Here is a 16,174-nt window from a genome sequence, read left to right as displayed (position 1 = left end):
AAATAGGTTCTAAGTAAACTCGAGTAGCGAAATAAAATTCGAAATCCAATCGTTTCGATCGTAGCGTATTGCGCCTAACACTGAAACGGCCGATTCTCCCCACACTTTTTCATTGACGTATCCTTTGCGTACTCCATATTAATGCGTCTTTAGACGGGAATTGCAGGGTCTTACCGGATCCGCCTTGAATAAACGGAGTCGGCTAATAGTGCATTACACTTTCTCGAAACACCAAATCTACCGAATAGCATTCACAATTCTAATAAGCCCTTTAAAGAGCATTTTTCGTAGAAAGGAAGAAGAGCGGCAAAGTTTAAACGGTTTTCGTTTCTTTGCGATAACGTTTGTATTATTCTATCATTTTTGGTTAGTCGGAAAGAACTACGTAGCATTTCCTCAATGGCTGGATAGAATTTTCTTAAATCTTTCCTCCGGTGTGGATCTGTTTTTTATTTTAAGCGGATTTTTGATTTATGGCGAACTTCTAAAGAGTTGGAAGATTCAGAAAGAGCTGAATCTTCCGACGTTTTACAAAAACCGAGTGTTCAGAATTTTTCCTGCGTATTATTTATTTATAGCCATCACATTACCAGTTACCTATTCGACTCTTAAGAATTTACTGGATAATCCCTTTTTTCCTGTAGCGGATAAAGAAAAGTTCCAGCTACAGTTATCGAATTGGTTTTATGACTTAATTTATTTTTCTAATTATAAATACGGAATAAACGGACATACCTGGTCCTTGGCGTCAGAATGGCAATTCTACTTGATACTTCCCTTACTCTGTTTGACGATCTTATTCAAACTACGCAAGAGATTAAGAATTGCATTTCTTGTTCTATTATACTTTATTCCGTTGGGATTTCGAATATTCCTCCATCAGGAAGTTCTCGAGGAAGGTGAATATTTCACACGAATTTATTACCCTCTGCATACTCGATTTGACGCATTTATAATCGGAATGCTTTTGGCAGAATGGTTGGCCGAAAATCAAAGCAAGCGTTTCAATGAGGCGTTTCAGGTTCTGTTAATAATCATTAGCCTATCGGCCTTGGTTTTCGCGCATTATCTTATATTCGAACCTAAAGACATCCTTTTTCTATCTTTTAGATTCAACATATTGAATGTAGGATACGGGATACTGATTGCACTTTCATTGATTTCAAATTCTTTGCTGAGCAATTTTTTTTCGTTCGGTTGGTTCATTCCCATAACCCGAGTCAGCTACGGAATGTATCTATGGCATCCGTACGTTGCATTTAAATACGCCGGAGAATTGAGTAAGGAGGCTTTTTTTAATAATAATAGTATCGAATGGAGCGGCTTTCTGCTTTTATTCTTTAAAGTTTACTTAAATACATTCTTAATCGCCGTACTTTCATATTGCGCGTTCGAATACTGGTTTCTTAGGATGAAAAAATCCTTATCCGGAAAATCCGCCGGATAAAAAGGCAAACAATTCAAGAATCCTAGCGCCTTTGTAACTAAGGAAAATCGAAATATACGCTCGCAAACCATTTCGAGTTCGAGAGTTTGTCGGCAAGCTAAACGCACAAAGAAAGTGTAAAATTTTAGTACTAGCTCCCAGGATATCGATCGACTGCCGTAAAAAGCGACGACAAACAAAACCTTTTACCAATAGGAATTTTTCACGGATGCGTTTAAGTTTTTGGGGATGTTGATCTTCGAAATAACATCGAGTAAGACCGACATCCCCAATTCGATCTACGCTGACGCGGGCTTCGCGACTCCTTTTTTAATCGGAGCTTCCGCCGGTTTTGGCGAAAAACCGTTTACAGTATTCGATAATTTTGAACGAACTTCGTTCCAATTTTTTTCGATCGTCGCATTGGTTTCCTTAACGCTATCCACGACTTTGACGGTTAGATCGCGAAGACGAACGGACGACTCGCTTTTATCGGCTGCCCCTTTAGCCGCCAAATCGTCGAAGCCTTTCTTAATCGTCATTTTGGTGTTTTCGATCCTTGCCTGCCCCGCCCTTATAATACCTATACCAGCATTCACGATATTCATCATTTCCAGGTTCATTGAATTCCTCCGATGTAAAAACTCTGAGTTTATACATTCCGAAAAAGAAAGAGTCAACAAAAATCGGCTTCTTAGAGAGTAATTAAAAGTATTTCGAATGTAATAAATCGATTATATTGGTCTATTTCCCAACTGTAACTAATTTATGAATGAACGATTTATAAATGTTACATATTGTTTTGATTTATAAAAGAATCCATGTAGCGTTTTCAGCTACTTTTTCATGCTCGATAAATTTCCAACTGCGTTCGTTCCGCAGTTGGAATCGACGGAGAAATGATTAGAGATATGGTCTTTGAAACTAAGGGACAAAGATTCTGGGACTCGAAAGCTCCATTCACCCGGTACTAATCGGATAACAGTTCTCAATATCCGGCTTTAGTAACGGTAAATTTTATAGAAAGTTCGGGATTCGAAGTCTGGAAAGTACCCCAACTTACTCTCCCGAAAGCAACGGCATAGCAGAGGCATTTGTAAAAACATCCAAGAGGGATTCAGTTGTGTAAACAGCTTAGACAGATACGGAGGAAGTTTTTCAGAAACTTCACAGTTGGATGGACAGCTACAACAATTTTGCTCCTAATAAAGGACTTAAGATTATGTCGCCAAAGGGTTTTATCGAATACAAGAGCTCTCTTGTTGCTTCCCATACAGCTGCACTGCATCCTTCGAAATTGCGACCACATCCGCCTGCCAACTCTTAATCGCATTTTTATCATACACAAGCTTGATTTCGTCTATTACATATCTCAGATCCTTCTCGAATTTCCTCTCTTGTCTTTCCGACACCAATCCCACAGATTGTAGATCATGAGCTATATTTTTGAAGATGCCGCCTTCCACTTCCGCAACCGCTCCGCTCAGCGATGCCGTCAATGCATGGATCATTCCTTCCATTCTAGGCAAGGAAAGCATGGCTCCTCGCATGCCTAGTTTAAGTATTTTGGGCGCCTCCTGCTTTGCAGGACCGGGCTGCTTCGGGTTCGCGTAGTCACGCTCATCCAACACATCTTGTGTTGTCAGCCTGACCTGCATTTCAATCGGGTGTTGGACTGAAGCCCTACGCATCCCTGGCGCGCTACTTAGTCCGCGATCTTGTCTTCTTTTAAGTTTAACCAGACTTCTTCAAAGAAACGTTGTCAATGTTCAATATCCTATTTTAGGATTCTTCGCACTGCCGGTGCAGTGAACGTTAACTCTTAAGCCATAATCGAATTTAATACATATTTCTGAGATATTCTGAATACATCCTCTTTAGTTCTCGCAAGCCTCAGGTTTACAATCTCCTCTATTCAACTTAACAGAAAAATCATCTGCTTCTTTAGTTTTTGTACGCATAAAAGACAAAGAAAAAATCCTCGAATTTCTCGACGCATTCTTGATGAAACGGAAAATGTGGTAAACGGGGGACCTGCCATCTTTAACGGGTAGCAACCGGCAAAGAATACTATGAAATCAATCAACCCACAATTCAGCACCTACGATAAAAGAAAGAAATTCGCAACTGAAGAGTCGGAAGATGTTCGTCTCTACGACAAAGTAAAAGCTAAGAACGAGAAATCTATTTCATTGGAAGACTACTTAAAAAATCGTCAGTTAAAACCATGAAAATAATAGTCGACGTCAAAGACGAAAAAGCCCTTTTCCTTATGGAAGTCTTGAAAGGATTCTCTTTTGTCAAAAAAACTGAAGCGCTGACCGAGCCAAAAGCGAAGGCCCTCAAAGAGTTTAAAGAAGCCGTAAAGCAAGTGAACTTGGACAAACAAGGTAAGATCAAGCTCAAATCAATTCGTTCCCTGTTAGATGAAATTTGAAATCCTATACACCGATCTTTTCAGTCGGGAATTAAAAGCCTTATGTAAAAAGTATCGTTCCATTAAAAACGATCTTAAAAAACTCGTCGATTCTATGGAGAAAAATCCAGTCCAAGGAGTCTCACTCGGAAAAGATTGTTACAAAATCCGACTCGCAATCTCTTCCAAAGGAAAGGGTAAATCCGGAGGAGCAAGAGTCATCACTTACCTCTATCTCTCTGGGAATAAGGTCTACTTTCTTTCCGTTTACGATAAGTCCGAAAAAGAAAATATCTCCGACAAAGAACGAGAGGATTTATTAAAGCTCATTCAATCCTAAGAATATCACCATGATTTCATCCACAATTTCCGCAAAAGATCTCGTCTCGCAATGGGGCATCTAGGTGGGGCAATTCCCCACTAGCAAAGAGCGTCGAAACGCCTTATCATTCAAGTAGGACAGCCGGATGTCTTTTTTTAGCAGCGGTAGAAGTAAAAAACGGTAAAATTCGGTAAAAAAAGGGACGGAAATCGGGCTTTTTTAATGGTCGGACTAAATTGGCTTTTCGTTCCAATCGGTTGAGAAACTCAAAGGGGCAAATCCCCTCTATTGAGGACCACCACTCACCGTCCGGCGGAGGAGCAAGGCTCATCTCTTGTGTGGTGCTCGCAAAAGAGGTCGTCTTTCATCTCTTCATTTATAATAAATCAGAAAAAGCGAATATTGCAGATTCTGAACTCAGAGACTTTCTGAAGGAAGTGCAATAAGGATTCGTTTTAAAGACTTGTGGACAAGCCAGAGTAAAAATGCCTGGCTTCCTGGGGCGAATTATTTCTATACTTTTATACGATTTAAATAAAAGTGATCGAGAATGTATTATAAATTATCGATTCTAGCAAATATCGCCTTTCTATTTTACTTCATATATAGTATTAAGACGGAAACCCAGACGGAGTTTAAAATCTTATTCTTAAAAACACAAATCTTAGCCCAGAAACGAAGAAAGAAAAAATTCCATACCAAACCATTCCAACGACTAACCCTTCTTCTTCTTTCCTACGTTCTTCCTGATTGGAAAGCGAATCTGGCTATCGTTTCTCCGGACACCCTTCTCAAATGGCGGAAAGAAAAGTTCAAAATCTTCTGGGCAATGATTTCCGGAAGAAAAAAACCGGGTAGGCCAAATACCCCCTGGACCCTAATCAAGCTAATCAGAAAAGTCGCTAAAGAAAATGGGATCTGGGGAGCAACCAAGCTTCACGGTCTACTTAGAAAACTCGGATACGATATCTCCGAACGGACTGTCTCTAAATACATCCCTAAACGACCTCCAGATCCGAAGAAAAGACTTTTATGGAAGCAATTCTATTCTCTGCACGCCGATGCTATGCTTGCTTCAGATACTTTTACCGTTTATTCCGCTAATTTTAGTAAAATCTTTCGGGTAGTTTTCTTCCTTCATGTCGGATCAAGGCAGATTTTGCACTTCGATATCCACACCAATCCGACCACTAGATGGATGAGGAGGGTTCTGAAATGCGCGATTCGAAAACAAGAGAAAAGGATCAGCTACTTCCTTTCCGATAACGATCCACTATTCGGAAAACGATTTACTAGGTATTTGGAAAGAATCGGAATTAAGCATAAAAAGACCGCAAGAAAGTCTCCATGGCAAAATTGCTATGCGGAACGGTGGATTAAAACTTGCAGGAACGAATTCTTGGATTTCTTTATTCCGATCAACGAATACCATCTTAGAAAAAATTTAGATGAGTTTATTCATTTTTACAATCACCATAGAACCCATTTGGCCCTGCACAAGGACACTCCTATCCCGTCCTGTATTCTGGAAAGGCCACCCGATGCCAAACTCGTTTCTACCCCGATTCTCGGTGGACTATATCATACTTATTCTTACAAAAAAACCGCGTAAGAAATATTTAACAACCGATATTAAATAGCATTCGAAATTCCGAATACGAAAAAGCCATGCCCTGAGCGAAACAGAATGCTCCTCTAACTAACCTCTTTTTTAAAACTAAAAAGAAATTCTTTCATTTATTCCACCAATATTACCGGGAATGGAACATTTAATTTTCGTTATATTTTAAATTAATTCCGTTATTTTAGTTTTTGCGAGGCACAGGTTTCCGTCTTCTCAAATCTCATCAATCCGTAGGACCCCGTGGAACACTATAGTTCCCTTCTACATCCAGGGCATCTTCGTACGATTCTTTGCATTCTTGCAGAGTTTTGGTGGCGGGAGCACCCATTCCCAAGCGCCTTCCTGAATTGATATCGAATATTTTAAAAGCATATCCTTGAGGTTTGTCTAACTTTATCTCTATGACTTCTTTTTGGTCATTTGCGATATAAAGATTATCATCTATATAATTAATAATCTTAAGGTTAAATGTACCAGGAATTTTAGCGAAAGAAAAAGTTAATATTTTTTTATAAGGATCTATATATAAACAACTCTGCAAATAAGTTTGCTTAAACTTGCCCGATTGGTGAGCGTAGGAAATTATATTTCCCCCGCCAGTGAAAGCAAAAGCAGTATTCAATTCTTTTGCGTCCGAAATGATAAAGTTATCGCTATAATATTTTTCGTAAGGAGTTTTCTCTTTACATGAAATGTTAATACAAGCAAGTAAAAGAAGTACTATTGGTTTAATAATAAATCCCATATATCGAATTTTCCAAAAAGTCAAATTCATTAGCCTTGCCAGTATACTCATTCCTTTCCCCATTATTGTTATAATCATACATGACTCCACCTTTCTTATACAATATCCAGAAGTGATTTGGACCTAACGTACTGTCCGTATTCCCCCAGACCTGGATCGCGGCTCCTTCCGGTAAACTTTTTACAAATTTGTTCCAGGCGTCTATATTAATCGGGTTTGTTACACCTACGATTTTTCCGTCCTTGAACGATAGATCTGGGAAGTTATTTTGCAGAGTAATTCCAGTCGGGTCAAAGGATTTTGAAAGTCTATCTTCAAATCCTCGCATCTTACCCATATCAAAAACAGGCGCTCCACCACTCATTCTTACGTCACCATTCTGCATTTTGTTGATCATATATTCACCAAAGCTAAGGTTCGTTTTATGAGTAAAGATCGCTTGCGTATAGTTCGATAACACTCGGCATATTGCTCCTGACATCTTCCCGGCCAATTCTCGGCTCGAAACCAATTTTCCGGATTTATCCCTCTGAAACACAAATTCTTTCACGGATTGCGCATCTCGTAGCGCGATCACGTCCGAGTTTCCGTCTCTCGTCCGAAGTACTGACGATTTCTGAACTTCAAACTCCCCTTTGGTAAGTTCCCCGTTCTCATATTTCGTCGTAAGTGTCCGTATCTTATCTTTCGTTTCCTCGAAGACTGCCGATGCACGTTTCACTAACTCAGGGTTCGGACCGAATTTATCCGCTCCCATCTGCCGGACCATTTCCAAGAGGGTCGATGACTGAGCCGTCATTCCTTTACCGCTTCCTTGTCCGTTTATTACTGGATCCGTGTATCTGAGTAACGCTTCACCTCTAGCACGAACCGATTCTTCCGTTGGCTGTCCGAAAATATTCGTCTCTATCTTCGGTATATTCGGTTTTTCAGTTACACGACGAATCGCTTCTTCAAACTGAGATTCGCTCATTAGTGGCTTTCGTAGATTTTGCGAAATGGGTGCCCCTTTACTTAACTCCAATTCCATTGCAGTACGGATTTCACTTTCTCCCGGCATCCCGGTAGAACCGAATCTCAAAATGTGATCCTTGTTTTCTGGATCGAAGTAGTTCGGTTTCTTCTCGATTGCTTTGATGTTTTCTTCCGCTGGATTTTTCGTATTCAAATACGAAAACCTACCCGTAAATTCTCCGTTCGGATTCTTAGGTAATACCGAAATCACTTCCTTGATTTTGTTTCGGATTTCTATATCCATCCCGGATAATCTCTGTGCCGATTTCTCAGAAGCTCTTACGTCTATTCCCCTATCACTCGACTTTAACAATTCCAAATAGCGACCACCCGCATTACCGCTTAATTTTGAAATACTAGCTGATATGTCTGCGATTTGATTCCGTAAGCTTACGTCTTTCGGGTTCAGTCTTGACGCGCTTTCCAAAGATTCTTTCTGCAATTGAAGTCTTCTCAACTCCTTGTTCAGCTTGCTTGCCTTTTCGTCTAGGTTCGAACGAACTTCGAAAAAGGAGGATGAAGCCAAGGATTGTATCTTCGTTTGATTTTTCTGTGCTTGCTCTCTAAGAGTCTTACTCGTTGTTTTTTCCGCTACTGCCAAGTCTTGTTTCGCACTGAAAAGCTTATCGCTTACATATTTCGAAAGTGCCTTCAGTCCCTTGATTTCCTCCGGTAAAAGAGTCTTATCCTTTAATCTTAGGCTCGTATCATCTAAGAGTTTCGTTAAATCCGATACCCTCTGCTTGGCTACCTCTTCCGTTTTCAGTAGCTCTACGAATTTCTCCGATCTCTTCGCAGCAGAGATACTTTCCGTCGCTCCCACGGATTCCGCAAACTTGTCTCTCTGGCTCATTAGGATTTTTAACTCTTGCAGCTTCGATTTCACTTCCTCATTCACGTCCGACTTTCCGAACCCGAAGAGTTTCTCAAAAAAAGTAGGGTTCTCTATCGCACCCTTTAACTCGGACGCCATTTTCTCGTTTTGTTCCGTTAAGCGAATCCCTTTATCTAGTTCGTAAGCGGACGAGTTCGGGTAATTATGAACTACAACTAGCTCATCCCCTACTTTAATAAAATAGTTATGATTCCCTTCGACTTCGATATTATACACTTTTTTGGACCGAATAACTTCTTCCACTTTGCGGATTCCGAGTGTTCCTTCTCTTTCAGTCTCCCAGTTCGTTTGATACTCTCTGCTATACGCATTCTCTCCGATCATCAAAGAGGCTGCCGATAATACCGAGCTTTTCGCTAAACGAGTCTTCAGTTTGGCTCGTCGGATACTCCGTTTCGTAATGCTTCTGTCTCCGGTTTTTAAGTCTTCCGCTTTCACCCAAGTGTTTCCTTCTACTCCTGAGTTTCGGTTCCGTTCTCCTGCGTTCAAGACTGCAAACGGGTGGTTCCACGTGGTCGTCACTGTAATATTGTTTTCATATCCAATCGTATGAACTGACTTCACATCGTGGACATACGTTTCCGTGATTCTTTTGACTTCTATCTCTCCTGTCTCTTCGTTAAGCGTATTGACTTCCTCTCCTACTTTCACCGAGTCGATTCTACGATTTCCCTTAGGAGTCGAGATCTCTTGAGAACCGTCAAAGCACGTAGATACTTTCCAATTTCCATCCTCGTCCATCGACATCAAACCACTGTCTGCAATCCCGAACGCTCTCTTGAAATCTCCGCCCAACCGCCTGAAAAACTTATCAAACGGATTTTTCGCTGAATCATTCACCAACTCTAATCGCTTACCCGATAATTCTGCGATTTCATATAGGTCCCCTCGGATTCTCTCTCCTGCCGGTCCGTTCAAGAGTTCTGTCTTATGTTCATCAAATAAGTCCAAGATCCTTTGAGCTCCGCCTTCCTGTTGCATGATGCTCACCCGATCCGATTCGCTGAGAATACCTCCGGTTACTAATGCCTTACCCGTAGGCTCTGCGAATTTCTCCCCTGTCCGATTAAAGAGTGCGTTCGAACTCTCCTGAACTCTCGAAAGCAGCATCTCATTCTGCCAGTTCTCATTCCCTCTTACTTTCTCGAATCTATGACTGTTTGTGTTGTACGATACCGATGCAGCACTTCCCCCTAAGATCTGACCCGACGCGGTGAATCTTCCATCATTCGAATACGTAAACGTTCCCCCATGGCCCCTCATGTTCGGAGGTGTGCTACCCTTACCGTAGTTATAATATCCTCCTACGCTAGCGCTTCCGTCCTTACTTGCGGATACAGAGAATCCTCCGTGATGAAGTCCGCTCTTATCTCCCCAGACATCCATTCCTCCGTTCGCTGTGTAGTTCCCACTCGCAAAATTATAATCGATTCCAAGATACCCTCCTCGAAGATTATAATTCAGATTCACGTCTAGTCCGCTTCCGGGAGTAAATGTCAGTCCTGCGTTAATCGGGAGCCTCCCTTCTCCGGGTAATGCAAAGACAACTCCTCCTCCCCAACCTCCCTTTTGGTTATCTGTTCCGTAAAGTATATCCGAGTTTTGATGAGGCGTCCAAGACACAAAGCCTGTAATCGGGATCTCTTTGTAAAGAGTCATTACGCTCAAGAGTCCGTTTACGAATCCGGCTACCGCTCCGTTCTTCCCTCCGTCTTTGCTACCCACGTATGTTTGTGCCGCTACATCCGCGACCACTGCAGTCGCTCTGATTAGGCTCGACGCATCTCCGGAAAGTGTTATCAGGTTCTTAAGGTCCTTGCCTATCGTCATCAAGGTTTCCACAAGTGTTTGACTTCCCGCTCCCGCAGAAAATACCGTAAGCGCCACGCTCGCAGCGATCTCTACAGCCTCTGCTGCTTCGTGGACTCTTTCTTCTCTTGCTCTCTTCTTCGCTTCTCTTTGATCGAATACACTCTGCAATAGCTGTCCGATTAGATGTTGTTCCGCTGGATCTCCGTTCGGGTCCAACGCTTTGCCGATCAAATCGAATACGAGAGCTCTCTCTTGTTGCTTCCACCAGTGTTTGTCCAGATCTCCCTGGTGAGATTGCGCCAACAGTGCGGAGCCTGTTATATTACTCGACCAGTCTTTCGTTTGTTTATAAAAATCCTTCGCTTGCCCGTTTGTAAATAGTCCGAGTGACCTCCCTATATCCGCCTGAGACGTGAGAAATCCTCGAACAAGTTGCATACTCAAGCTAGTCAATCCTCCCTTAAACAACGCCCGATCGAGGGCGCTCCCTCCTACACTGAGTATATCTTCCGTTAAATATAGTTTTCGTAGCTCTGATCTCGCCTGCTCTCTCGATACCATCTTACCGATCATATCCGCTACTTGGTTCACGTATCCTGGATCCAGTCCTTGTTGCTTCCCGTAGAGCTGTACCGCATCCTTCGAAATTGCGACCACATCCGCCTGCCAACCCTTGATCGCATTCTTATCATATACTAATTTGATATCGTCTATTACATATCTCAGATCTTTCTCGAACTTCCTCTCTTGTCTCTCCGATACCAATCCCACAGATTGTAAATCATGAGCTATGTTTTTGAAAAAACCTCCTTCCACTTCCGCTACCGCTCCGCCTAAAGAAGCTGTCATGGCATGGATCATTCCTTCCATTCTAGGCAAGGAAAGCATGGCTCCTCTCATTCCTAGTTCCATTTTCGCGTCTTTCATTCGGTAATATTCCGTTACCACCTGCATCACAAGTGCGATCTGGTCTGCCGGCATGTTTTGGACTCTCATCGCTTCCGCTACGATTTGACCGTAGGCCGCGTATTTATCATCTTTCCATTGTTGGATCGCTCTCAAGTCGTCCGCGTGGCTCAGTTTCATTTCGAGGCCCATAGCTCCGTTTAGAGTGCCTCCATCCAGAACCATATATTTCAGCATATTGTCGATCGGCTTCAAAATCCCTAAATGACGTTCCGCTGCCTTATACGCCTCGTGATCTAGATACGCACCCGCAAGAAAGGCCGCCGCTTCAGGAGTCAAATGGAAAGTGTTCGCAATCGATGTAGCGATAAAGCTTTGGACTATATTATGAGTTTCTTGTTTAATAAAATCCTGAACGCTGCCCTGTTGAAAAACCACCGTCTGGATATAGTCTGCGATCAAGTTCGCTGTATGTGCCTGAGCGGACGCGCTATTACTTGCCGCTTGGGAATTATAATTATTCACCGAATCCAGATGGTTCACAGAAGCCAAGATCGAACCCGTATAATTTCCGTTCGCAAAGAAATTATTCAAATTCTCGAACGTCCGACCCACGAACGAGGACATGATCTTATCCTCCCCGTGATCCCGATTTCCGTCGAAAATATTTCCTAAGCTGTTCGCACCCTGACCTAACGCAAACGTTGGACCATGGATCGTCAAATGCTGGGTCGAAGCTTCGAAGCAATACGTACTCGCGTCTTGGGAATTCCCGCAATCGTTCGCTTTTCCGCTATAAACCGACTGATCCAAGCTGATCGTACCCGACTGTTTATCGAATTGAACGTTGGAATATTTAAGTCTAGTGTATTGGTTGCAGGAGTCCAATTTTTCCCCGCATACGTTTTTCAAGAATGCGCCTATATCTGTTGCCTTGGAACCTGCACAATCGTTAACGTCGGTCCCGCAGGAAGTGCAATTCCCGCTGGAATTACAATGAACAAAATAGCCCCGGTTATCCACTAGATACGTAGTGTCCCCCACTTCCTTGGTGGAAAGATTCCCGTGATCTTTCAAAAGATTGCTTTCACCGTTCTGGGTAAAGGTTCTCTCGGTCTTCATGGAATCCGCGAGTTGCTGCATATAATTCGAACGAGCGTTCACAAGCGCGTTATTCGTGGAGGATAATAGACTGAGGTTTCCGACTCCTGTGCTGGCGTTCGAAAAAGAATCCGAAATCCCTTGGAGGACGGAAAAGCTAGGAAGATTCGCTCTCGCATCGACCCCTTCCAAAAACGAAAGAGCGGAATTGAAAAGATTCGAATGAGTTTTGGGATTTAGATCGAAACCGCTAGGGTTATCCGAAAAACTCGACCCCGTTTGGAAATTCTTAGGATTTAAGACACCGAATAGTTCCCGTGCGAGTAGTTCGCTATCCGACTGGTTTTTGGAATCCCTAAGTTTATTATTGGCCGCGGAAAAATCGCTATTCGCTTTCGATTGGAGAGCACTCATATTCGTGAGCCATAGCATTTCACTTTTTTGTAAACCGCTTAACGCATTCGAATAATCGCTTTGGGCCTGGGAAAGAAGACTCTGTTCCGTCTTCTGCCAATTCAAATACTGCGTCTGGTACGTGCTCACCTGAGAAGTCCAGTTGCTGATCGCCGGAAAAATGTTCCCGTTCCAATTATAAGCGAAACTTTGGAGTTGGGCGCTCACCGCCTGCCAAGTAAGAGCGTTAGCATGAGCATTCGTATCGGTCGTCGTATAATTCAATACGATGCCGATGGAATCCTCCGTCATAATGGTATTTCGAAGAAGACCGCCCCCGCCGGCCTGATCTTCCGTATAATTATAAAAGTTATTCCCTGATCCGCTGTTTGTCGTTTGATTCTGCTGGAACCATTGATTAGCGTCTCCGATTGCCGGCGTGTGACTAAAGGGGTTAAAAAAACAACCCACCCAGTCATGACAATACGCAGGGTCCTGATTCCAGTTATTCGGACCTCCTTCTATAATCATAAAACTGTTACCGATATAGTTCCGATCATTAAATGCGATAAGATCCGTTTGCCCTAGCGCACGACTGATAGCGGTCACGATCAACCCTGGAGTCAAACCCCGTAAAGACTGACCCAAACAACCCGCATCGAAATCGTTGGAGTTAGAAGTATCTCCGGAAATCGTAGGACTACCGCTGCCGGGACTGGACCCCGGACAAACCGAAGAATTCCCCGCCGAGGCAGCGTTCATAATCCAGTTGGCAAAATCGGTTTCGGAGATACCTCCCCCGATATAATTCACGATTTCCCAGGCCAAACCCACGAGCCCGGTTCGCTTAGACAAATCGAATTGACCGCTTAAAAAATCCTGGGTCGTAATGTACAGAGTGTTAGGACCATGGGACGGTCTCAAGGAATGATTAAACGGATCGAAACCCCCTAAATCGATGGACTGAGTGCCTCCACCGCCGATACCGCTTAAAATATTCGTCAATTGAGAATTGACCATCCCCTGCTCGCGAGCCAGAAACGAAGACATAGTCGCAGCGGCATACATGAGAGAGGCTTCAAACGACTGGATCTGACAGGAATCCTGAGAGCCTCCGGTAGAAGGACAGACGATGCAATTCGCATCGCCTTGAGGACAAGAATTCGCGTAATAAAGGCCGGCGATAGCCGAAGGGTTCGTGGAATCCACAACCGCGTTATAGCAGATGTCTCCTGTAGGACAAACGGAAGACGTAAAGAACTTGGATTGGGAAAGATCGAACTGACCCGCGCTACAAACCGCGCCGTTATTTAAGCAAGTCTGAGGATAACTCAAAAGCTTCCCCGTAGTGGAATCGAAGATACCGTACGAAGTCATACCTTGAGTGATAGCAGTCTCGATAGAATTAATCACGTTCTGAAGAGCGACCCCATCCCCGTTCAGAGAGGTGTGGATCGAAATATTCTTGGACGGGTTCGAAGAACAATCTCCGCCGCTCGGACAAGTCGGACTCAAATAACTTTGCGTGGAAGTATCATAACGTAAAGTGATACAAACATCGCCGTGCCTGCAGGAACTCGTAAATTGGCCAGAGGTCACGTCGTACAAATAATCCGCACAGATATCGTTCCCCGTACAAGCCGGAGCCGAAACGTAACCGCCTGCACCCCCGTTCGCTTTGGAATCATAGAGAGCCGACGCGGTATTCCAAAAAAGATCCGTGCTATTCAAGAATTGTTGGTAGCCGTCCATGGTCTGCTTGATCTGATCCTTCACACTCGCTTCATAGGATTGAATCTGTTGCAGATAAGCTTGGTACTGAGCCTCGGTGGAATTGATCTGATTCAGAAGTTTGGCATAATCCCCGTTCAAAGATTGCAAAGCTTGCTGATAATTAAATAAACCGTTTTGAATATTAGAGTTGAATTGACTGTACCATTGCTGCTCCAACTGCTGCAAAGAAATCTGGGAGTTCGCCAAAAGATTCCCGTTACCCGCAAAAACACCGCTTAACGACGGAGATTTACCGGAGATAAAACTCTGAAATTCCGAATCGAAATGATTCTTTAAGGAGGTAACCTGCGCCTCATTACCGGAATAGAACGTATCGATGAATTGATTTCTCTCCAGTTGAATGGAACGTTCCGCATCCACCTGCCATTGAGTCAATAAGGACGAAGCCTGGCTTTCCAGCGCGTCGTATACGTAATTCTTATAATCCTGAACGCTCATAAAGCTGTCTTGCGAATTGATTTTACTCACCGAGGAAGAAATCTGCATCTGGATTTCAGCCTGCCACTCCGATTGCAAAACAGCATAGCTTTGCAACATAACGGCATCCCAATTGGAAATATTATGGGAACCGTTTGCAACCGAATACGATTGCTGCAATTGCGAACTCCAATTCTGCCAATTATAGACCTGAGGATTCAATTGGGGAACTCCCGCAGGCTGGGGAAAGACGGAGTCCAATGAAACGAAAAAACAAAGTAAAAAGAAAACTACCTGAGATCTCATTGAAACTCCTATGGAAGAGAAATTTTTATTCCATTTTAGGATATTTTGAATAATTTTCAAGATCGAATTCATTCGTTCTAAACTCCCCGGCACAAAAACCCTTAAACCGCAACCAAAGGGCTTAAAAATACTGTTGGACGCCAAAGACCGCCAAAGCAAAATATATTGCAAGAGCATGAACATATAGCGAAACTGTGTCAAGGCTCACCATTCTTATCAAATAGGCAATTAAAAATTAAATTTTTATCAAAATGCTAAAACTAAAAATAACGGGCCGCCTGAGATAACTTGTGCGCGATAAGCTCCGGCATTTGCGTAATCGGTTTCTAGAGATGAGATGGAATTCGAGGTTTTGTTAAAGAATATGGACGCTGAACACCGGTACTCGGGAGTTTCAGAGGACGGATAATATGAATTCGCTCCAAATTCGTTAGCAAGGAAGTTTTTCCTTCAAGCCGCAATATTCTTCATTGCGAAAAGAAGTTCTCTCGCAATCGTTTTACAAGTTTCTAAATATGTCTCAAGAACTTTAGGCATGCCATCGGAGGATTTAGGATCAGGATAAGGGAGGCTAATCCTAGCTTTGGCTCCTATGACAAAAGGACAAGCCTCATCAGCCGAAGAACAGACCATTACTGCTATAAACTTTTTACTAGGATTTACGACGTTGGAATATAATTTTGAAAAAGCAAGGATAGGGATGCTATTTTCTTTATAAGAAACCCAGTACCTTGGGTTATCGTTCGAATTCTTTTCCTTCTCCACTTTAAACCCTATTTCCAATAGAGCTTCGACAGAGTTTGGATGGAAAGCGGTGACTTCCGTACCTCCCGAATAGGATCCTATACCCGAAATCCCAAGATATTCAGCACAGACTAAAGCGAACATTTGGGCAATTTGGCTACGGCGCGAATTGTGAGAACAAACAAAGATCGTCTCCGAATAATCTTGCTCGTTCTTTATTTCTCTTATCGATTTTGAAAATTGAAGTAATATTTCCTTT

General features: G+C 42.9%; 10 protein-coding genes. 5 read left to right on the top strand and 5 right to left on the bottom strand.

Annotated features, from left to right (window positions below):
- Positions 1-208 precede the first annotated feature (208 nt).
- Complete coding sequence (locus LEP1GSC058_RS01525) at positions 209-1,447, top strand: acyltransferase family protein (protein WP_016547837.1); 1,239 nt, start codon at positions 209-211, stop codon at positions 1,445-1,447.
- Between the two features lie 278 nt (positions 1,448-1,725).
- Here the strand turns inward: LEP1GSC058_RS01525 and LEP1GSC058_RS01520 are convergent, their stop codons facing one another.
- Both LEP1GSC058_RS01520 and LEP1GSC058_RS01515 read right to left on the bottom strand, forming a co-directional pair.
- Positions 1,726-2,049, bottom strand: a complete 324-nt coding sequence (locus tag LEP1GSC058_RS01520; protein WP_039947900.1) for a phasin-related domain-containing protein — start codon at positions 2,047-2,049, stop codon at positions 1,726-1,728.
- Between the two features lie 615 nt (positions 2,050-2,664).
- Positions 2,665-3,117, bottom strand: a complete 453-nt coding sequence (locus LEP1GSC058_RS01515) for a TIGR04388 family protein (RefSeq protein WP_156860630.1) — start codon at positions 3,115-3,117, stop codon at positions 2,665-2,667.
- Positions 3,118-3,498: 381 nt separating this feature from the next.
- Between LEP1GSC058_RS01515 and LEP1GSC058_RS20245 the strand changes: the two genes are divergently transcribed.
- The 4 genes from LEP1GSC058_RS20245 to LEP1GSC058_RS01495 all read left to right on the top strand — a co-directional run bounded on the left by LEP1GSC058_RS20245 (position 3,499) and on the right by LEP1GSC058_RS01495 (position 5,776).
- The gene (locus LEP1GSC058_RS20245) at positions 3,499-3,657 is read left to right on the top strand and encodes a hypothetical protein (RefSeq protein ID WP_016548216.1); all 159 of its coding nucleotides are present in this window, start codon (positions 3,499-3,501) and stop codon (positions 3,655-3,657) included.
- Positions 3,654-3,863 (top strand): hypothetical protein, encoded by a 210-nt coding sequence (locus tag LEP1GSC058_RS01510; RefSeq protein WP_016548275.1) that lies wholly within the window; start codon positions 3,654-3,656, stop codon positions 3,861-3,863. The genes LEP1GSC058_RS20245 and LEP1GSC058_RS01510 overlap by 4 nt, the downstream gene beginning before the upstream one ends.
- A complete protein-coding gene (locus LEP1GSC058_RS01505; RefSeq protein WP_016548184.1) occupies positions 3,853-4,182 on the top strand; it encodes a type II toxin-antitoxin system RelE/ParE family toxin in 330 nt (109 codons plus the stop codon). Before LEP1GSC058_RS01510 ends, LEP1GSC058_RS01505 begins: the two co-directional genes overlap by 11 nt.
- Before the next feature lie 532 nt (positions 4,183-4,714).
- Entirely contained in the window at positions 4,715-5,776 is a 1,062-nt protein-coding gene (locus LEP1GSC058_RS01495) for an integrase core domain-containing protein (protein ID WP_016548047.1), read from the top strand.
- 235 nt (positions 5,777-6,011) lie between these two features.
- Here the strand turns inward: LEP1GSC058_RS01495 and LEP1GSC058_RS01490 are convergent, their stop codons facing one another.
- The 3 genes from LEP1GSC058_RS01490 to LEP1GSC058_RS01480 form a co-directional block, all read right to left on the bottom strand.
- A complete protein-coding gene (locus LEP1GSC058_RS01490) occupies positions 6,012-6,533 on the bottom strand; it encodes a hypothetical protein (protein ID WP_016548149.1) in 522 nt (173 codons plus the stop codon).
- A complete protein-coding gene (locus tag LEP1GSC058_RS01485) occupies positions 6,517-15,171 on the bottom strand; it encodes a TIGR04388 family protein (RefSeq protein WP_232224588.1) in 8,655 nt (2,884 codons plus the stop codon). Before LEP1GSC058_RS01485 ends, LEP1GSC058_RS01490 begins: the two co-directional genes overlap by 17 nt.
- 450 nt (positions 15,172-15,621) lie before the next feature.
- A partial coding sequence (locus tag LEP1GSC058_RS01480) for a low molecular weight phosphatase family protein (protein WP_039947894.1) occupies positions 15,622-16,174 on the bottom strand: 553 nt, incomplete at its 5' end.

The organism is Leptospira fainei serovar Hurstbridge str. BUT 6 (assembly GCF_000306235.2).
In the GTDB taxonomy this organism is placed as follows: Bacteria; Spirochaetota; Leptospiria; order Leptospirales; family Leptospiraceae; genus Leptospira_B; species Leptospira_B fainei.
The sequence above is the reverse complement of the archived record's forward strand: the minus strand, read 5'-3'. Positions and strand labels throughout refer to the sequence as shown.